At 64.6% G+C, this 18,511-nt stretch carries 19 protein-coding genes; 7 read left to right on the top strand and 12 right to left on the bottom strand.

The window, feature by feature from the left end; translation table 11 throughout:
* Window positions 1–33: 33 nt before the first annotated feature.
* Window positions 34–249 carry a hypothetical protein gene (locus AAE027_RS02230; RefSeq protein WP_370984985.1) on the top strand — a complete coding sequence of 72 codons (216 nt, stop codon included), beginning with the start codon at window positions 34–36 and terminating at the stop codon, window positions 247–249.
* 6 nt (window positions 250–255) lie between these two features.
* Here the strand turns inward: AAE027_RS02230 and AAE027_RS02225 are convergent, their stop codons facing one another.
* The 4 genes from AAE027_RS02225 to AAE027_RS02210 all read right to left on the bottom strand — a co-directional run bounded on the left by AAE027_RS02225 (window position 256) and on the right by AAE027_RS02210 (window position 5,309).
* On the bottom strand, window positions 256–1,404 hold the full coding sequence (locus AAE027_RS02225; protein WP_370985462.1) for an amidohydrolase: 1,149 nt from the start codon (window positions 1,402–1,404) through the stop codon (window positions 256–258).
* A gap of 95 nt (window positions 1,405–1,499) precedes the next feature.
* The gene (locus tag AAE027_RS02220; protein WP_370984986.1) at window positions 1,500–2,588 is read right to left on the bottom strand and encodes a mandelate racemase/muconate lactonizing enzyme family protein; all 1,089 of its coding nucleotides are present in this window, start codon (window positions 2,586–2,588) and stop codon (window positions 1,500–1,502) included.
* A gap of 144 nt (window positions 2,589–2,732) precedes the next feature.
* A complete protein-coding gene (locus AAE027_RS02215; RefSeq protein WP_370984987.1) occupies window positions 2,733–3,926 on the bottom strand; it encodes a M20/M25/M40 family metallo-hydrolase in 1,194 nt (397 codons plus the stop codon).
* Window positions 3,927–4,061: 135 nt separating this feature from the next.
* Complete coding sequence (locus AAE027_RS02210) at window positions 4,062–5,309, bottom strand: MFS transporter (protein WP_370984988.1); 1,248 nt, start codon at window positions 5,307–5,309, stop codon at window positions 4,062–4,064.
* A gap of 301 nt (window positions 5,310–5,610) precedes the next feature.
* On the opposite strand from AAE027_RS02210, the gene AAE027_RS02205 reads away from it, so the two are divergent.
* The 4 genes from AAE027_RS02205 (at window position 5,611) to AAE027_RS02190 (ending at window position 10,002) form a co-directional block, all read left to right on the top strand.
* Entirely contained in the window at window positions 5,611–7,041 is a 1,431-nt protein-coding gene (locus AAE027_RS02205; protein WP_370984989.1) for a TAXI family TRAP transporter solute-binding subunit, read from the top strand.
* Between the two features lie 155 nt (window positions 7,042–7,196).
* Complete coding sequence (locus tag AAE027_RS02200) at window positions 7,197–7,421, top strand: hypothetical protein (protein WP_370984990.1); 225 nt, start codon at window positions 7,197–7,199, stop codon at window positions 7,419–7,421.
* A gap of 176 nt (window positions 7,422–7,597) precedes the next feature.
* Window positions 7,598–7,777, top strand: coding sequence for a hypothetical protein (locus tag AAE027_RS02195; RefSeq protein ID WP_091893701.1), 180 nt, complete (start codon window positions 7,598–7,600; stop codon window positions 7,775–7,777).
* A 392-nt stretch (window positions 7,778–8,169) separates the two neighbouring features.
* Window positions 8,170–10,002: an outer membrane protein assembly factor BamB family protein gene (locus AAE027_RS02190; RefSeq protein WP_370984991.1), complete on the top strand. Its 1,833-nt coding sequence runs from the start codon at window positions 8,170–8,172 to the stop codon at window positions 10,000–10,002.
* A 79-nt stretch (window positions 10,003–10,081) separates the two neighbouring features.
* Here AAE027_RS02190 and AAE027_RS02185 read toward each other — a convergent pair whose 3' ends face one another.
* From AAE027_RS02185 to AAE027_RS02170, 4 genes are all read right to left on the bottom strand, one after another.
* Window positions 10,082–10,474, bottom strand: coding sequence for an avidin/streptavidin family protein (locus AAE027_RS02185; protein WP_370984992.1), 393 nt, complete (start codon window positions 10,472–10,474; stop codon window positions 10,082–10,084).
* 10 nt (window positions 10,475–10,484) lie between these two features.
* Entirely contained in the window at window positions 10,485–12,005 is a 1,521-nt protein-coding gene (locus AAE027_RS02180) for a CYTH and CHAD domain-containing protein (protein WP_370984993.1), read from the bottom strand.
* Between the two features lie 79 nt (window positions 12,006–12,084).
* Window positions 12,085–12,360 carry an HGGxSTG domain-containing protein gene (locus AAE027_RS02175; RefSeq protein WP_370984994.1) on the bottom strand — a complete coding sequence of 92 codons (276 nt, stop codon included), beginning with the start codon at window positions 12,358–12,360 and terminating at the stop codon, window positions 12,085–12,087.
* Window positions 12,357–12,983 (bottom strand): hypothetical protein, encoded by a 627-nt coding sequence (locus tag AAE027_RS02170; protein ID WP_370984995.1) that lies wholly within the window; start codon window positions 12,981–12,983, stop codon window positions 12,357–12,359. Before AAE027_RS02170 ends, AAE027_RS02175 begins: the two co-directional genes overlap by 4 nt.
* A gap of 445 nt (window positions 12,984–13,428) precedes the next feature.
* Between AAE027_RS02170 and AAE027_RS02165 the strand changes: the two genes are divergently transcribed.
* Window positions 13,429–14,403 carry a Bug family tripartite tricarboxylate transporter substrate binding protein gene (locus tag AAE027_RS02165; protein ID WP_370984996.1) on the top strand — a complete coding sequence of 325 codons (975 nt, stop codon included), beginning with the start codon at window positions 13,429–13,431 and terminating at the stop codon, window positions 14,401–14,403.
* Window positions 14,404–14,444: 41 nt separating this feature from the next.
* On the opposite strand, the gene AAE027_RS02160 is transcribed toward AAE027_RS02165, so the two are convergent.
* Together AAE027_RS02160 and AAE027_RS02155 are read right to left on the bottom strand one after the other, a co-directional pair.
* Entirely contained in the window at window positions 14,445–14,906 is a 462-nt protein-coding gene (locus AAE027_RS02160; RefSeq protein WP_370984997.1) for an NUDIX hydrolase, read from the bottom strand.
* An 83-nt stretch (window positions 14,907–14,989) separates the two neighbouring features.
* A complete protein-coding gene (locus AAE027_RS02155; protein ID WP_370984998.1) occupies window positions 14,990–15,952 on the bottom strand; it encodes a lytic transglycosylase domain-containing protein in 963 nt (320 codons plus the stop codon).
* Window positions 15,953–16,134: 182 nt separating this feature from the next.
* Here AAE027_RS02155 and AAE027_RS02150 point away from each other — a divergent pair, with 182 nt between their 5' ends.
* Window positions 16,135–17,169, top strand: coding sequence for a L,D-transpeptidase family protein (locus AAE027_RS02150; protein WP_370984999.1), 1,035 nt, complete (start codon window positions 16,135–16,137; stop codon window positions 17,167–17,169).
* On the opposite strand, the gene AAE027_RS02145 is transcribed toward AAE027_RS02150, so the two are convergent.
* Both AAE027_RS02145 and AAE027_RS02140 read right to left on the bottom strand, forming a co-directional pair.
* Window positions 17,166–17,441, bottom strand: a complete 276-nt coding sequence (locus AAE027_RS02145; RefSeq protein WP_128935257.1) for a hypothetical protein — start codon at window positions 17,439–17,441, stop codon at window positions 17,166–17,168. The two genes, AAE027_RS02150 and AAE027_RS02145, sit on opposite strands and share 4 nt — an antisense overlap.
* 77 nt (window positions 17,442–17,518) lie before the next feature.
* Window positions 17,519–18,376 (bottom strand): VOC family protein, encoded by an 858-nt coding sequence (locus AAE027_RS02140; RefSeq protein ID WP_370985000.1) that lies wholly within the window; start codon window positions 18,374–18,376, stop codon window positions 17,519–17,521.
* Window positions 18,377–18,511 lie beyond the last annotated feature (135 nt).

Raw genomic sequence — 18,511 nt, 5'->3', positions numbered from 1 at the left:
ACGTTGCTCTTGATCAACGCAGGACCGGAACCGATGTACGCGCTGTTCGAAGGCAACAAGCAGATCGGCAGTCCCTTTCCGACCGAGAAAGAGGTGTGGGAAGCCGCCTTGATCGAGGGACTGGTGACCGACGTTCCCGTCGCGGACGAGGAGGGCGGCCATCTTTTGCCCGCCGGCTATCACGTCAAGCGGGTGGACGAGGTTTGCGAGCCGCTGCCGGACTGGAAACTGCCGCGCGAGATTTCCTGAGCAGGCCTAGTTCGACGCCAACGCCGTCTTGGCGACCTCGGCCATCCAGCTCGACGCGACCGGGAGGATCGCGTCGTTGAAATCATAGCGCGGGCCGTGCAGCTCCGCGCCGTCGCGCAAGTCCCCATTGCCGATCCAGACGAAGGCGCCCGGCCGCTGCTGGAGGTAGAACGCAAAATCCTCGCCGGCCATGCTGGGCGCGAGGTCGCGCCGCACGGGAGCCTGCACCTTCTCCGCGGCGATGCGGGCGAGGCCCGCTTCCGCCGGCGTGTTGATCACCACGCCGACACCCCAGATGATCTCGGGCGTGACCTTGACGCCAAAGCTGGTCGCAATGCCGGCGCAGCTGCGCTCGATCCCGTCGAGGATGGTGTCCTTGACCGTGTCGCGGTGGTATCGCAGCGTGCCGCGGATCGTGACGCGTCCGGCGATCTGGTTCGGCGCGGTGCCGCCTTCGATCGTGCACAGCGAGAGCACAGCGGTGTCGAGCGGATCGACGCCGCGCGCCACGATCGATTGCAGCGCCACGATCAAATGGCCGGCCGCCATCACTGGATCGCGCGTCAGGTGCGGCATGCCGGCATGCCCGGCATGGCCCTCGATGGTGATGGTGATGCGCCCGCCGGAGGCCATGACGACGCCGTCATGGACCGCGATGGTGCCGGCGGCAAGGCCCGGCCAATTGTGAAAGCCGAACACCCGTTCCATCGGAAAGCGGTCGAACAGCCCGGCCGCGACCATCGCGCGCGAGCCGCCAAAGCCTTCCTCGGCCGGCTGGAAGATGAAATCGACCGTGCCGCTCCAATCGGTGTCGGCGGCGAGCAGCGCCGCCGCGCCGAGCAGCGAGGCGGTGTGCCCGTCATGGCCGCAGGCATGCATCACGCCGGGAGTTTTTGAGGCGTAGGGCAGGCCGGTGTCCTCGGTGATCGGCAACGCATCCATGTCGGCGCGCAGGCCGACGCGCCTCTGCGCATGCCCGCGCATCAAGGTCGCGACGATGCCGTGCCCGCCGATATCTGAGACGAAGGGAATGCCGAGCTCGGTGAGCCGGTCCTGCACGAAGGCGGCGGTGGCCTTCTCCTGCAGGGACAATTCGGGATGCGCATGCAGGTGCTGGCGCCACGCGGTCAGTTTCTGGTGCAGCTCGGGTGTCAAGGTGGGCGACTCTCGCAGGGTGTCGGTTGCCGAAACCATAGCCGAATATCCGCGCGCTGCATCCAGCGTCTCGGAATGCCTCGCGTGCAGCAAGGCTACCCCGCCAGCTTCGCCAGCCCCTTCCAGTCAAAACCAATGCCGTGGCCGGGCCGGTCCGGCGCCAGCGCAAGCCCGTCCTTCAGCACCAGCGGATGCTCGATATATTTGTCCAGCCCGAAACCATGCGCCTCCAGATAGGAGCGGTTCGGGCAGGCCGCGAGCAGATGCACGGTGATGTCGTGCGCACCGTGGCTGGTAACCGGCAGGTTGAAGGCCTCGGCCAGCCGCGCGATCTTCATGAACGCACTCACGCCGCCGCAATTGGTGACGTCGGGCTCGGGATAGGACACCGCGCCACTGGCGATGTAGTTCTTGAACTCCCACAACGAACGCAGATTCTCGCCGGCCGCGATCGGCACGCCACCGGCCTGCATGATCCGTGCGTGGCCTGCGACGTCATCGGGAATGATCGGCTCCTCGAGCCAGGTGAGGTCGTAGGGAACGAAAGCGCGCGCGGCACGGATGGCCTCCTCGACCGTCCATTTCATGTTGGCATCCGCCATCAGCGGAAAACCATCGCCGAGATGCTGCCGCATCGCGGAGACGCGGGCGACGTCGGATTTCAGGTCGGGCCGGCCGACCTTCATCTTGATGGCGCGAAATCCCTTGGCGAGATTGCCGTCGGTCTGCTTGAGCAGCGCATCGACGGAAAGATCGAGGTCGATGCCGCCGGCATAACACGGCACGGCAGCGTCAAAACCGCCGAGCAGGCGGAACAGTGGCAGCTTGGCGCGCCGCGCCTTCAGGTCCCACAGCGCGATGTCGAGCGCGGACAGCGCCAGCACCACCGGCCCGCCGCGGCCGCCATAATGCAGCGCCCACCAGAGGTGATGCCAGATCGCTTCGGTGTCATCGGCCTCGCGTGCCTCGATCAGCGCGGGGATCTCGCGCTTGAGGATGTCGGCCACGGCGCCGCCATTGCGCCCGACGGTGTAGGTGTAACCGACGCCCTCGGCGCCATCGGCATCGCGGATGCGGCAGGTGATCAGCTCGAATGCGGCGATCTCGCCATGGGTGGAGTCGGAGAGCGTGATGGGGAGGGGGATCCGGTAGAGTCCGGCCTCGGTCGTTGCGATGCGCGCCATGTGGCCTCCCTGTTTTTTGTTTCGTAGGGTGGGTTAGCACGCGGCTGCGCGAAGCGCAGTCCGCTGGCGTAACCCACCGTTTCTGCATCCGCGGCGAGAGGCGTTGGCGGGTTACGCTGCGCTAACCCACCCTACAGGCTTATCTCACCGCATCGTCGCGAGCTGCACCGCCAGCGCGCAGGCGCGGTCATATTCGTCGAGATTGATCCACTCGTCGATCGTGTGCGCCTCGTTCTGTCCGGCGCCGAAGGTCACGGTCGGAATGCCGTGGCGGACCATCCAGTTGGCATCCAAGCCGCCATTGGCGGCGCGGATGTTCGGAGTTCCGCCGACCGCGGACACCGCCGCGATCGCGCGTTTGACCACGGGCAGGCTCTCCTTCATGCGGAACGGATAATAGTCGGTCTGCGCCTTGAACTTGGCCTTGCCAGACTTGCCTTGCGCGTTGGTGACCTTCTTGGCGGCCTTCTCGAACGCGGCCTTGTAGGCCTTGGTGATCTCCTTGAAGAACTTTCCGTCATGGCTGCGGCATTCGCCGCGCACATGCACGTAGTCGGTGACGACATTGGTGGCATCGCCGGCGGGGCGGCCCTCGCCGCCGGTGACGGGACCGACATTGCTGGTGCCTTGCTGCTTGCCCTTCACCACCTTGCCGAACCAGCCGCCCGCCTTCACCTCGGCAAGCGCCAGCGCCATGATCATGGTCGAGGAAATACCGCGCTCCGGCGCCACGCCGGCATGCGAGGCGCGGCCGAAGATCTCGACGGTCCAGCGGTCGGCGCCGACCGCGCCGATGACGACATTGGAGGCCGAGCCGCCGTCATAGTTGAACGCCATCACCGGCGAGCCGAGCTCGTCGAGCTTGACGTGACGCGCGCCATAAAGCCCGCTCTCCTCGCGCACGCAGAACAAGAGCGTGATCGGAGGATGATCGAGCTTCTGCTTTTCGAGCTCCGCGGCCAGCGTCACCAGCACGCCGCAGCCGCAGCGATTGTCGCCGCCAAGCGCGGTCTTGGCCGCGTTGACGATCTTGCGCCCCGATTTCTTCGGCTTCGCACCGGCGCAGAGCGGCACGGTGTCCATGTGGGTCATGAACATGATGCGCGGCTGGTTGTGCAGCGCGCCGCGGCCGGGCAGGTCGACGATGAGGTTGCCGGTCTCGGTCGGCACGGGAATGCGCGTGTTGGCATCGTCGAGCCGGATCGTCTTGGCCGGCACGCCGCTTTCCTTCAGCGCGGCCGTGAGCTCTCGCCCGATCGCCGCCTCCTGTCCCGTCACGCCCTCGACGGCGAGGAAGCGCATGAGGCGGTCGGTGGCGGCCTTGGTGTCGACGGGCATGAGTGATTCCTTTGGCGGGCGGGGCGCGTCATCCTAGAGCATGATCCGGAAAAGTGTGCAGCGGTTTTCCGAAAAGATCATGTTCAAACAAATAACCTAAAGCGCGATGACGATTCATTCTGATCTCATCGCGCTTTATGGGCTTGGCGAGGTGTAAGCCAAGAAGATCAGCACGCCGAATGCCAGCATGGCAGCCATGAACAGCAGCACCGCCGGCAGACCGGCGAGCGCCGCCACCGCACCGGTGACCGACTGCATCAAGGCCGCGCCGAGAAAGAATGCGAGGTTCACGGCCGCGAGCGCCTTGCCCGTGGTTTGCGCATCGACCAGCTGCCGGGACATGCCGAACAGCAGCGGCTGCGCGGAGGTCGCAAGGCCAATGAGCACAAACAGCACAAGGTCGTATTGTGGCGGCATCATCGGCAGGCCGAACAGCACGGAGACCGCGTAATGCGGCGCCCCCAACGCCATCAGCGCCAGGAGCAGCGCCCCGACCATATGCGAGGCCGCCACCAGCGCGCGGCGGTGGCCCAGCCTGCGGTCGATCATGCCGATGCAGAGAGGGCCGGCGATCATCGCCAGCGTGAACGCGCCGAGCTGGTTGCCGGCCTCGACCCGCGACAGGTCCTTGACCTGCATCAGCCACGGTCCGCCCCACAGGCCTCGCAGCACCAGCGAGCTCGCGAGTGACACCAGCGCCAACGCGATCAGGCCGCGCAAGGGCCGTGACAGTCCGAGCCGGAGCACCTCGATCATCTGCGACAGCGGCGAGGAATCGTCCTTGTGCTCGGCCGCCTGGTGCGGCACCAGCACGAACACGGCGAGCGCCACCGCGACGCCGCCAGCCGCGGAGATCCAGAACCCGGCGCGCCAGCCCCAATTGTCGACCACGAAGGCGAGCGGGCTCGACGACAGCAGCATGCCGATATTGCCGATCGAGAGGATCGCGCCCGACCACAGGCCGAAACGGCCGGCCGACAATTGCTTGGCGGCAAGAGTCATCGGGCACATCAGCATGCCCGAGGTGGCAACGCCGAGCAGCACCTGCCCGACTGCAAAGCTCGCAGGGCCGGTCGCAAACCCCGACGCGATGGCGCCGATCACGGTTCCCGCGAGCAGGCTGAGCGCCACCGGCCGCACGCCGAAGCGATCCATCGCCGCGCCGACCGGGATCTGCGCCGCGGCAAAGGCGAAGGGATAGACCGAGGTGAGGCTGGCGAGCGCCTGCGGCTCGATATGGAAATCCGCCGCCATCAGGTCGAGGCTGACGGCCGGAATGGTGCGCAACAAGGTCGAGAGCATGTGGCCGCAGGCCAGCGCAAGCAGCGCAAAGATCAGGGCGCGGGTGCCATCTCCCGCGTCTTTCGTGGCAGCGGTCGTCATGGGCGTCCCGTCCCGAGTAGATTTCGGATCGGCGTACATGATCGCGGGGCGGGCGCCAATGGCGGCAGCGGGACCCCCTCATTCCGGAATGTGGCTTCTCTGGATCACCGCGCGAAAGACCAGGTGCAGGCAGCCGGCAATCAGCATGACCCTTGCCGGGTGCCGGGCGTCACGACGGCGCGCTTGGCAGGCGTTCAGGCCTCGGACGGTTGTGAACCAGGACGGCCGCCAAGACGTTATGCTCGGGAAAACGTGGTATCCTGCCAAGCGGGAGGCGCCTTGATCTGCGGCGGCAGCGGCAATGTCCTCGTCCGAGAGCCCAAGTCAGACGACCAGTGACGCGGCCCGCCGAGAGCGGAGAAGGAGCAATTCCTTACTGTTGGTCCTCGCCGTTGGATTTCTTGTTTTTGGCGCCGCAGCGGGTGCACTCTATTATGCGTTGCGGCCGGACGTTCTCCGGATCGCCGTTGGACCGCCGGGCAGCGACGACTACAAAGTCATTCAGGCGATGGCCGATGCCTTCGGCAGCGAAAGCCGAACTATCAGGCTGGCTCCGATCAAAACCGAAGGGGCGATGGAGTCTCTCGCCCTGCTTGGGGCCGGCAAGGCGGACCTTGCCGTCGGCCGCGGCGACCTGGAAATGCCCGCCGCGGCGCAGACCGTCGCTGTCTTGCGCAAGAACTTCGTTGTGCTGTGGGCGCCGTCTGGACTTGCCGGCAAGAGTTCGAAAAGAAAGAACCCGCCGAAAATCAAGGAGGTCGCCGATCTCGCGGGGCGCCGTGTCGGAGTGATCGGGCGGACCCCGGCGAACGCCGCGTTGCTGCGCGTCATCCTGAGCGCCGCCGGAGTGCAGGCGGACAAGGTCGCGGTGACGCACTTTGGCACTGAACAGATCCAGGAGCTGGCGCGCGATCGCACCCTCGATGCATTCATGGCGGTCGGGCCGCTCGACAGCAAAATTACAGCGGAGGCCGTCGTCGCAACGGCGCGGGCACGCGGCGAGCCGAAGTTTCTCGCCATCGAGACATCGGAAGCGATCGCCCTGAAGTATCCCCGCTATGAATCCGAGGAGATTCCGCCCAGCGTCTTCAATGCGGATCCAGCTTGGCCGGATGACAAAGTTGAGACAGTCAGCGTCAGCCATCTCATCGTGGCGAGAAAGACCTTGTCCGAAACGACGGTCGCCGCCTTTTTCCGGCAGCTCTTTGCCGTTCGCCAGACGATTGCGCGGCTGGCCCCCGGCGCTGCGCACATCACCAAGCCGGACCTCGAGAAGGACACCGAGCTGCAGGTCCATCGGGGAGCGGCGGCCGTCATCGACGGCAATGAACGCACCTTCCTCGACCGGTATGGGGATTACTTCTGGTTCGGGCTCCTGCTTCTCTCCGGAATCGGCTCGGCCGGCGCCTGGTTGCGTCGCTATTTGAACCGCGACGAAAGGGAGGACAACACCAGCCATCGCAAGAGAATCCTGGCCATGGTGTCCAGCGCGCGGACCGTGGAATCCAATCAGGAACTTCTGGCCCTGCAGCGCGAGGCCGACGCCATCATCGCTGAAACGCTGGAGTGCTACGATGACGGCGCTATCGAGGGAGAGGAGCTGGCGGCATTCGGGCTGGTGCTCGACCTCTTGAGCAATGCCATTGCCGAGAGGCGAGCCGCGTTGCAACGCGCCACCCTCGAAACCGTTCGCGGCGCGGTAGCGGGCCATGGCGTTACGCCGCGCGGGTGAGGGCGGCCATCTGAACCTGTCGTAGCTGGCTCCGCGGTGCCCGCGACGGCTGCCAGCCGCCTCGCCGTACTCATCTCCGTTCGGGGGCCTTCGGTCGGCGGACGATAGGAACAAAAAAGACATCGTCGCTCTTACCTCGGTCAGGAGATCTACTCATGCTGTCCTCAAGACCGCCACGGCCCATCCGCACAACGCTCGATCTTGCGAACGCAGTGCAGGTCAAGTCCGTACGCAAGCGGCTTCGCATCTCCAATACCGATCTGGTCAGGATCGTCGACAAGATCGGCAACTCTCTAACGGCCATAGAGAAGGAAGTGGAGATCGAGAAGCTGACCGTTCAGCAGTGTAATGCCAAGGATACGCCCACGACCCTCGAATAAAATCCAAGTCATCAAATCGAAAAGGAGAATTGCGATGAACGGCCTGATTACCTCATAGGGCTCGTCGTTGTGATCGCGGCCATTCTTTCGTTCTTTGGCTTGCGATGACCGTCTCGGTCCTGCAGGCTGACACACTGGCGATCCGGTGAAGTCATTCGCAATTTCGCGTGCAGAAAATGGATGATCCGCACCAGGTGAATACCATCATTGCCACGACGGTTTGCGCGTTCTTCAAGGGACATCCTGACGTCCAAATCGGAACCGAAGAAGCCAAGCTGCTGGCCAAGCAGATCACCGAAGCGCTGAACGAGGCTGGGCTGCAGATTGCTGCCGTCAATGAGATCACGCCGCGCTAGCGCGGACATGAATCCGCTTAAGTCCCGATGGATCCAATCCGCCGAAATTGGCTCTCTGTGGACCCTCACCGTTCCTGCGTCCCGTTTGCGCCTGAGAACTGCACTTTCGGGTACTTCCCGAAGCGCCTACGAGGCAGATGCCGCGCAAGCGGATAAGCCGCGGCGCGGGCGGCCCGTCACAGGACCCTATCGGGAGATGACCGCCACCGGTAATCCTGGATCCCTCAAGCTCGCTTTGGTTGTTTATTCGTGGTACGCGTTGACGACCCGCGCGCAGATCTTCTGTTGCCGAAGCACGCTTCAGTTATGCGAGGGAGGCGAGAATGACGAGTACGGCCAGGCGCCGCTCTGGATGCACGCTCTCCGCACGCCTCCTGCTTGGAGTGGGCATAATGCTCACTGGCGTGCTTCCGGATCATGCGGAGGAGGCGCTAAACGGCGAGGTGCTCTACCGCACGCGCTGCGCATCGTGCCACGAGGGTGGCGTGGCACGCGCGCCTGACGCCAACGCGCTGCGGCAATTCAGGCCTGAGCGCATGAGCTTTGCCTTGATGTTCGGCATGATGAGCCAGCAGGGGCGCGACCTGAGCCAACGCGAAATTCAGGCCATCGTTCGCTATCTCGTTGGGACAGCGCCGGAGCAGCAGCAGCCACTGCCGGATTCCACGTGCGATGTGCGGGGCCCCGCGCTGGCGGACGCTTCGTTGCCGCGCTGGAACGGCTGGGGCGTCGACATCGCTCAACACCGGTTTCAACCCGCTACCATGGCCGAGCTTTCGCCGGACGATGTTCCGCGCCTGAAGCTCAAATGGGCGTTCGGCTTTCCCGGCGATACCAGAGCCTACGCGCAGCCGACGGTTTGGGGCGGCCGGGTCTTCGTGGGCAGTGCGGGGGGCAAGGTCTATGCGCTGGATGCCAGGCTTGGCTGCCAGCGCTGGGTGTTCGACGCCGGCTTCGGCGTACGCACCGCGATCACCATCGGCGAGGATGAGCGGGGCACGACCGCCTATTTCGGCGATCAACGCGGCGAAACTTATGCGCTCGATGCCGAGAGCGGAAAGCTGCTGTGGAGGCGACGTGTCGATGCGCATGCGGGGGCCGTGATCACGGGCGCGCCGACATTGGCCAATAATGTGCTTTATGTGCCAGTTTCCTCCGTCGAAGAGGTATTGGCGATCGATCCACGCTATTCCTGCTGCACCTTCCGCGGTCTGATCGCCGCGCTCGACGCCAGGACCGGCGAGGTGCTGTGGCGCGGCTACGTCAGCCCGCCGGCCCAGCCAATCCGCCTCAACGAGATCGGTGTCCAACTCTTCGGACCCTCTGGCGGCGCGATCTGGTCGTCGCCGACCGTCGACCTCAAGACAAGTCGGATCTATGCGACGACGGGCGACAGTTATCTGGACCCGGCTTCCACGACCTCCGACGCGTTTGTGGCCTTCGATCTGGGCACTGGACGGCTCGCCTGGTCGCGGCAGCTGACCGAGGGTGATGCCTACAACGTCGCGTGCAGCAGCCAGTATCGCGCTAACTGCCCCGGCACCAAGGGTCCCGATTTCGATTTCGGCTCCTCTCCGATGCTGGTCGATCTACCTGACGGACGTCGTGCGCTCATTGCCGGCCAGAAATCCGGCATGGTGTACGCGCTCGATCCGGACCGCGATGGTGCCATCATCTGGCAGCGCCGGGTGGGACTCGGCAGCACACTCGGCGGCGTGCAATGGGGCTCGGCTGCGGATGATGCGAACGTCTATGTCGCGGTGTCGGATGTCGGCATGAAGGCCGTGCCGCCGGCCGCCGCCGGCGCGCAGAAATCGGTCTTCGGGATACCCATGAAGCTCGATCCAAGTCAGGGCGGCGGGCTGTATGCGATGAACCAGGCGACGGGCGAGATCGTCTGGCACACGGCACATCCGGGCTGCGGAGATCGGCCGGGATGCAGCCCCGCGCAGTCGGCTGCGGTAACCGCCATTCCTGGTGTGGTGTTCTCCGGCGGACTGGACGGCCACCTGCGGGCCTATGCCGCCAAGAGCGGCGAGATCATCTGGGACGTCGACACCATACGGGACTATGCGACCGTAAACGGCGTGTCGGCGCATGGCGGCTCGCTCGATGGGCCGGGACCGGTGATCGCCGGGGGCATCCTCTACGTCAACTCGGGCTACACCAATTATGGTACCGCGCCCGGCAACGTGCTGCTCGCCTTCTCCGTGGACGGACAGTAGGCGGGGTTTTTCGCGCAACGCGGTTGGAATTCACGAGAAAATCCGCTGTGCGCCGTAAGAAGAGCGAAGCGGACACGATTTATGAGTAGCCGTAGCTCCGTTCGAACGTATCGACGTTCGTGGTCACGGCGCGCCACCAGTTCACCGGTTTCAGCTTCGCCGGCTCGCCCTCCCTGGCCGCGCTCAGCGCTTGGTCTGCGGTCACGAACCAGGCGGTCTCCATCTTTCCGTGACGCAGTAGTCCGGTATAGGAGACGGCCCGGTCGCCCGTCGCAGACGAGCCCACCGCGACAAAGGCGATGCAATTGCCCTTGTGAAACCCGGTGATCGGCACCGCCTGCCCGTAAAAACCGCTGTCTTCGAGCGCGGTCTCGAAATTCCCCGCGATGCGGCCGTTCGCATCATCAGTGATGCGCAAGATGGAGCCGAATTGATTTCGCCAATTGCCGACCCAAGCCATGTCGGATCCCATGTCGGTGCTCCTACGCTCGTCCATTCGGCGCCGCGCGCAGCCGGCGCAACCGATGCAGCTCGTTTGCTGCGTCCTGCATCAGGCCGTCCGCGGCCTTGCGTTCCGCACCGACGATGATGCCCGCCGCGAAAGCCTGGGCGCGGCGGTGCGCAGGCGGCGCCGTCAATGCAGCCTCCGTCGCCAGCTCGCGATGCGCCATGAAGTCGTTCAGCGATCCCAGCGCGGATTGAATCTGCTTCAGCCGGTCGGACAGGGCTGCGAGCTCGTTCTGGTCGCCATCGCTGTAGAGGCTCTCGAAGAAATCCACGGCGTAGCGGATCTTCTTGATCTTGATCCGCAGCTTGTGACGCTGCATCGGATCGAGATCGTTCAGGCGATTGCCCTGCTTGCGCGCCTTCCGGATGCGCCGATCGAGCATCTCCGCGGCGTAGGCGGGGATCGTGCGGTCGTCATCGGTGTGAGGCCGTCCGCCTTCGATCCACTCGATCACGTCGATCAGCAGGCGGCGGTAACGCCCCGACATCACGGCCTCGCGTGCGCGCTCGAATGCCGCCTGTCGTTGCCCGGAGAATCTCTTGCGGATCGCGCGGGCGCCGCGTCGCGGCACGTCCTGCTCGGTGATCGGCCGGATGCTCTCGTTCAGGAACACGTCGATTTCACGCGCAGGCGCCAGTTCGCCCGTGAGCCATTTCAGCTCGGCCTTGATCCGCGCAGTGCTCGCGCGCGGCATGATATCGGCGAACAACGAGATGGCCGCACGCAGGCGCCGCAGGCCGACGCGCATCTGATGGACCCCTTCGGCGTCCATGTCACGCACCGGATCGGCATTCGCCGTGACGTGACGCAGCGTCGAATGCGCGATGATTCGGAAGGCCTCGCGCGGCGACAGCCCAGCCTTCAGCGCGATCGGTTCGGCGCGTTGCGCGCCGCCGCCACCGCCCGCGACGAGCAGATAACCTCGCTCGGCCTTCGAGCGCAGATCGAGCTCTGCCCCAGTTCTGCGCTCGAGATCGCGGGCAAGGCGGAACAGGTCTGCAACATGGCCGGACTTCAGTTCCAGCTCCAGCTCGGCAACCGGCCGCGAATGGCCCCCGGCGCTGATGCGACCGCGGTCGACCGCAAGTTCAATCTGGCTCTTCCGGACGCGTCGGGCCTGCGCCATGCGATGAATGTCGGTCCGGAAGACCGGCTTCAGCTTGCGCGGGAGCTTTCGGGTCGCAAGCTCCTGGAGCGGCGTATGCCTCGTCTTGCTCAGGTCGGGGGTTGCACCGGAAACCTCGTGCTCCCATTCGCCCCGCGTCACGCTGCCCGCGCCGCCGGCTTTCACGGTCTGCACGTAGCGGCCCTCGATCTTGCGGACGCGTAACGTCACGCCATGGCGTTTGAGCTTATGCTTGGTCGTATCGTAGTAGGTCGACGCGAGCGACTGTTCGCACTGGTCGCCGCGCCGCCCGCTCAAACGGCCGTTCCGCAACACTGACGACAAGTTTCGCGGCGCAACGCGGAATTTCAGTTCCGTTTCGGAGGTCATGGCGAATTCTTCCATTTGCGGAGTTCAAAGCGATGCCAGCGCGGGAAGTTCCGAGGCCGCGAGCATTTGAATCCGGACGCTAACCTGACTTCAGCTCGGCCAGCAGCTTCCTTGTCTCACCCAGCAGCGCCCGGATCGCGCGCTGCTCCGCTAGTCCGTCCTGTGCGAATGCGCCATGCTTCCGCGCATTCTGATTTCCCCTCGGCGCGCCCGATCCCCACGCGCCGCCGTGCATGCGGCAGCGGGCCTTGCCATGCAGCGCCGGCGCGCGGCAGACGGTGCCCCCGCGCGTCCGTGCGCCGCAGCGCGGGCTCGACTGCATGGCATCCGTGTTACGGACGTGATCGCGGCTCATGCGCTGGCGCCGTTCTCCGCCGCGGTCGTTTCTGCATTCGCAGTGGTATCCGCCGCGCTCGCTTCCGCCACGATGACGCTCGCATGCTGCGTGACGTTGCCCACGATGGCGCTACCGCCGTCCTGCACCGACACATTCTGCACCGTGATGGCGCGCTCGCCGCTGCTGCGGTGGCGGCTGAGCGCCTCGATCTGAGCTGCAAAAGTTCGGGCCAGCCGGGTCAATGCGCGGGTGATGCCTTCCTGCTGCTGAAGATGGTCGGTGAAGGCGAGGCGGCAGGCGGAGCGCATCGCCGCGACGTGGACGGACACCATCTGCGCCACCAGCATGGCCTCGACCGAGTCCCTGGGTGCGATGCTCTTCATCATCGAGATCATGAAGGCGAGGTTGGCCTCATTGGGCTTCTGCTCGATCACGCTCGCCTTGAGCAATTGCTTGAGGATGCCGTGCAGCGCGTCGCGATCGACTGCGCCGAGCGCCTCGGCCAGCAGCCGTTCGCCAGTTTGTGCGTCGGGATGTTGGATCTCCAGGCGCCGTCGGGTGAGCTTGATCCGGGGCGTGGGTCTGCTGCGATCCGTTGCCGCGATCGGTGACATGCTGGTGCGATGGGGAAATGGCGTCATGTCCTAAGGTCCTTTGCTGGCGCCGGCGCGAGCGCTTGCGGCGCGAAGCCGGTCGCGCGCGTGCCGCGCGGTGATTGCGATTTTCAGATGTCGATGAAGGGCTTACGTGCAACCAGCTCGAGCCGCGCAGGGCTGAAATGGCCTTGGCGCTCACGGCCGTTGCGATCATGCCATTATGCCGGTGTTTTGCCCGACGTGTCAATTCGAATTCGTAATACCAGAAATATGCCTTGTCCTGCCCAAGTCGTTGTTTCGACAACGGTCGGCTACTGTGCATGGGGTTGTTTTCGCATTTTTTGTTGCGGAGCTGCTCTCTCGTGCCGCGGCGGAATGCCGGCGCGCAGACGCGATTGCGAATTTCGGCGCCGCCGCTCATCATGTCCCTCGAGCGCGCCGCGCCAACAAGCATGCACAAGCGGCGCGATGAGGTCTGGGGAGGGAACGAATGCAACGAACGCTTCGCCTGATGGCGATTGTCGCCGGATTGTGCGTGACGACACAGGCGCTCGCGCAGAAATATCCGGCGCGGCCCATCAAGATCGCGGTCGGCTTCAGCGCCGGCGGCCCGGTCGACGTGGTCGCGCGCATCATCGGCGATCGCTTAAGCAACAAGCTCGGCCAGCCCTTCGTGGTCGAGAACCGCGCCGGCGCCAATGGCATGATCGCCGCCGAAGGCGTCGCGCGCGCGGACGCGGATGGCTACACCATTCTCGCCTGCAACTCGTCCACGATCACGCTCAACAAGACGCTGTTCAAAGATATTCGCTACGATCCGGAGAAGGACTTCGCGCCGCTCACGACCGTGGTCTCGGCGCCGCTGGTGCTCGTGGTCAATCCGGAGGATCCCAAGACCGCCGGCATCAAGACTGTCGCCGATCTCGTCGCCGCCGCGAAGGCCGCACCCGGCGCGCTCGCTTACGGCTCGGGCGGCAACGGCAATCTCGCCCATCTCGCCATGGAGCTGCTCAGCCAGAGGGCCGGCATCAAGATGATCCACGTGCCCTATCGCGGCGGTTCGGCATCCGAGGTCGGCCTGCTCGCGCAGGAGGTGCTGGCGGTGTTCGATCCGCTCTCCGCCGTGCCGCTGGTCAAGGCCGGCAAGCTGCGCGCGCTCGCGGTATCCTCGGCCGAGCGGCTGCCGGCGCTGCCCGATGTGCCGACCGTTGCGGAAGCCGGCTATCCCGGCTTCGACATCTCGTTCTGGGTCGGCTTCTTCATGCCGAAGGCGACACCGGCACCGATCCTGGAGATGCTGCACCGGGAGATCGTCACTGCTGCCAAGGACCCGACGGTTGAAGAGAAGCTTGGCTCGCAGGGCGTGGTCAGCGTACTCAGCCCGACTGAGTACGCCGCCAAGATCGCGAAGGAGACGAAGGAGCTTGCCGAGGTCGTGGCGGCCGCGAAGATCAAGGCGGAGTAGGAAAGTCTGCTTTGCTCGGAATAGCCGTCATCGCGACGCGCCTACTCGCCGCTGGCCAATCGCTCTAGCCGATCAAGCAGCAGGCGTTGTCCTGCATTGATCCTCTCCTGCGCCTCTTTGAGCGTGAACCATTCGGCACGGTCGACCTCCGGGAAGGTCTGCCGTTTGCCGCTGCGTGGCGGCCATTCGATCTCGAACGTGTTGCTGCGAATGCTGCTCGTATCGATGTCGAGCTCGGCCGCAAACGCGGTGACGAGCTTGCCGCCGCGCTGCTTGACCTCTCCAAGCGCGATCAGCGGCACGGACAGCTCAAGCCCAAGCTCTTCGGCAAACTCTCGCCGCGCGGCGATTTCCGCATCGTCTTCGTCCGCATATTCGCCCTTCGGGATCGACCATGCGCCGAGATCCTTGTTGCGCCAGAACGGCCCTCCGGGATGAACGAGGAGAACCTCGAGCCTGCGGCGCTTCCGATAGGCGATGATCCCGGCACTCTTCAATGGCATCGCAGGTTCCGTGCGGACACAGGGGCCATCCCCCTGTCCGGGAAAGTGGAACGGAGCGTTTTAGCGCTCGGGCGGCTCCAAAACTAGCCGGAAGGCCGTTCGCGTGATGCGAAGCGAACGGCGCGTGCCTTCGCGCTCTTTCCGGCCGCGCGTGCTGCAATCATGCTGCGCGCCTTGCCGTGCGCCGAAGTGTTCTTCCGGAGCATGGTTGCGAACCGCTTGCGGGCGCGGCTCGCCGTCAGTCGCGCGGCAAGCTGTTCTGCCTTGCGGATGATGGTCGTGACCGATGGCGTCAGGTTGACCGGAACCCAGGCAACATCCCTGGCTTTCGAGAGGCTGCCGATGCCTTCGCACGGCGCCTCGCGCGGCAGGTCGATCCGGATCGCAAGCGCTTCCGCGCGCTCGGTCCAGTCCTCGGCCTTGGTGCCGGTGATGATGCGAACATAATCGCGCGTCTCGCGCGGCAGCTCGCTCTCCTTGGCCAGCCACTTCTGGATGCGGCCGGGACCGGCGTTGTAGGCCGCGGCGGCGAGGCCGAGATTGCCGAAATCGTCACGGAGCTTGCGCAGGAATTTTGCCGATGCCGGCAGCGCCTTCATGGGATCGAAGGGATCATCGAGCCCGACCTCGGCCGCGGTCTCCGGCATGAACTGCGCGACGCCCTGCGCGCCGGCGTGGCTGACCTCGTTCGACTTGAAGCGGCTCTCCTGCCAGATCAGGCGCGCGAAGAACGGCACCGGAATGCCGCTGGCCTCGGCGGCTTCGCGAAGCGCGTGGCAGAATCGGTCTGTCGGTGAAATCGGCCCCTCGGCGACGGTCTCTGCTGCGCGCGGCGGTTCGCTCTTCTCCTCAAGGGCTGCGTGTGCATTGGCGAGCTCGATGGCCTGCACGCTGGTGAGGAAGAGTTCGACCACCGGAACAAGTGGCGAGGCATGATTGTTCTGGAGAGTAGTGGTGTCGAATGCTGATGTTTGCCGGGACGCCGGCGGATCGAGGTCGCACATCAAAATCATGAACGCGGCGCAAGCCGCGACGACAAATCGCATTTGCTGGGGCAACCTCGAACTGTGAGATGAACGGCCAGCGATGCGCCGGCGATAAGGAATTCTTAACCGCGCGATTGCGGCAAAGCTGCGGTCTCATGGGTTCCCTCGGTGTTACTACGGTGTTCCCAAAGAGAAACTCTTCGTCGTTTTGCGGATCACTTTGCGAATTGGGACGAGCGATCATGATGCGATGGATACTTGGCGCGGTGATGTCGCTCTGGTTCTTCTGCCCGGCATTCGCGGGAAATCTCGACGCAGTGGCGGTGAATGATGCTGCGCGTCCCGAAAAGCAGCCGGCAACCGACAAGCTCAACGCTTCGGTGATGAAGCTTCAGATCTTGCTCGATCGTGCGCAATTCTCGCCCGGCCAGATCGACGGCAAGTTCGGCGAGAACGCGCAGAAGGCGATGAAGGCGTTCGCCGAGCAGAACGGGATCGCCTTCGACAAGACGATTGCCCCGGAACTGTGGGACCAGCTGAGCGCGGCGAGCGAAGGTCCTGTCGTCGTCGACTACAAGATCACCGATGCAGACGTGAAGGGGCCGTTCCTCAAGAGGCTGCCGGCCAAGCTCGACGAGATGAAGTCACTGGAGGCGCTGAGCTACACCAGTCCGCTCGAAGGACTCGCGGAAAAATTCCACATGAGCGAAGAACTGTTGAAGACTGTCAATCCAAGGAAGGCCTTCGACAAAGCCGGCGAGACGATCGTCGTGGCCAACGTTCCGGCGCGACGGGAGCTTCCGCGCATTGCGCGGGTCGAGATCGACAAGACGCGAGCGACGTTGAAGGCGTTCGACGGCTCCAGTCATCTCGTCGCGTTCTACCCGGCGACGATCGGCAGTCCGGATCGTCCGACGCCGACGGGGACGCTGAAGGTGACCGGCACCCACGAGCAGCCGACCTATCACTACAATCCCGAGTACAAGTTCAAGAGTGTCAAATCCAAAAGGCCGTTCGACATCAAGCCGGGGCCGAACAATCCGGTAGGTTCGTACTGGATCGGCTTGTCGGCGCAGGGCTATGGCATTCATGGAACGGCAGAGCCCGACAGGGTCAGCAAGTCCGCGTCTCACGGTTGCATCAGGCTTACCAATTGGGACGCTCGTGTGCTCGGCGAGAACGTGAAGCGGGGCACACCCGTCGTCTTCCTCGATGCGCCGACGGATACCTCCTCGAAGCAGCAGGGCAAGTCGGCCGGCAGCCGCGCCTCGAATTAGTCTTTCGGAAAATCCTTGCGCATCGCGATCTCGGCGGCATCGCCGGGCGACAGCACGGTCTGGTCGAAGGCCGGTTGCGGCTTCGTCATGATGTCGTAGAGCGAAATACCTTTGATCGGCTTGCCCATCAGCTCGCGGACACAGTCGGCGAGCGTGCCGTTGTAGACGAGATAGGGCGGGCCTCGGTCCTTCTGCCTCTGTCCCTTCAGCGACGGCCACTTCTTCAGCTCGGCCGGCGCGTCATAGGCGATCGGCGATCCCTCTTTGAACATGCGCTTGGCTCCGGCGGCTTGGACTGCCGGAAATCCTAAAGCCGCCGGGTAAATACGCGTTAAAGAATTAGTTCAAATCAGCCGGCAATGAAGGCGAGCAGGGTGCCGTTGGCCTTGGCCGGCGGCACGCAGATCGCAGCCCCGCTGCGCACAGCAGCCGAACCGAGCGCCTTTTCGGTAGCAGTGAGATCGCCACTGAGGAGCACCAGCGCCGCACCGCCGCGCTCGGAGAGGCCCGCGAGCGGCGCGCCGGGATAGCGTTTGCTGAGCTGGTCCAGCGTCAGATAGACGAAGTCGGCACGGTCGCCGCCGGAGGGCACGGTGACCGCGCCGTCGGCAGCCGTTTTCGGCTTGCGGTCGATCAGCCGGCCGAGATGCGCGGCCTCCTTCGCGGGCTCGGGCGTTGCGATCAACGTTTGCTTGATCCGCCTGGCCGCATTAGCGTGTCTCATCAATTCCGGAATCCACACGGTCTCGCGCGTCTTGTGCTGGCAGGCGAAGATACGCACGCCGCCGGGCGCTTCCGCGGTCGGCCACATGAAGGTACGGAATCTCGCCGCCGAGACCCTGCCATCAGGCAGCGTCACCGGCCGTTCGAAATCGGTCGGGCCGATCGGCGTCAGGCCGCGTGCGCGGATCTCCTCGGCGCCGGCGGCGGAATCGATTGCGGTGAAGGCGATGCGCTCGATGCCTTCGCCGTGCTTGTCGAGGAAAGCGCGCGCCGGGGCATTGAGCTCGGTCGCAGCGAGCACGCCAAGCAGCTCCATATAGTCGGGGTCGAACATGATGGTGTAGTTGCCGGTACCCATATGGACGCTGTGGGTGCCGCGCGGGGAGACGGTGAAGCCGAGCTGCCGGTAATTCTCGGCGGCCTGGTCGAGATCCTTCACCATGACCACGGCGTGGTCGATGCCGATGACGTTCTTGAGAGCCACTGTTCTTTCTCCGCGCATGCAACTGACTTTGGCCGCGGCAGCGGCCACGGCTCCTGTCTACGCCGGATAGGCGGTCGAGTCATTTTCAATTCGGTGAGAGATGCGGGAATTTCATTCTGCGAAACGCTGTGCCGA

Source organism: Bradyrhizobium sp. DN3 (assembly GCF_041357655.1).
Classification (GTDB): Bacteria; Pseudomonadota; Alphaproteobacteria; order Rhizobiales; family Xanthobacteraceae; genus Bradyrhizobium.
This window is presented reverse-complemented; position numbering and strand designations above follow the sequence as displayed.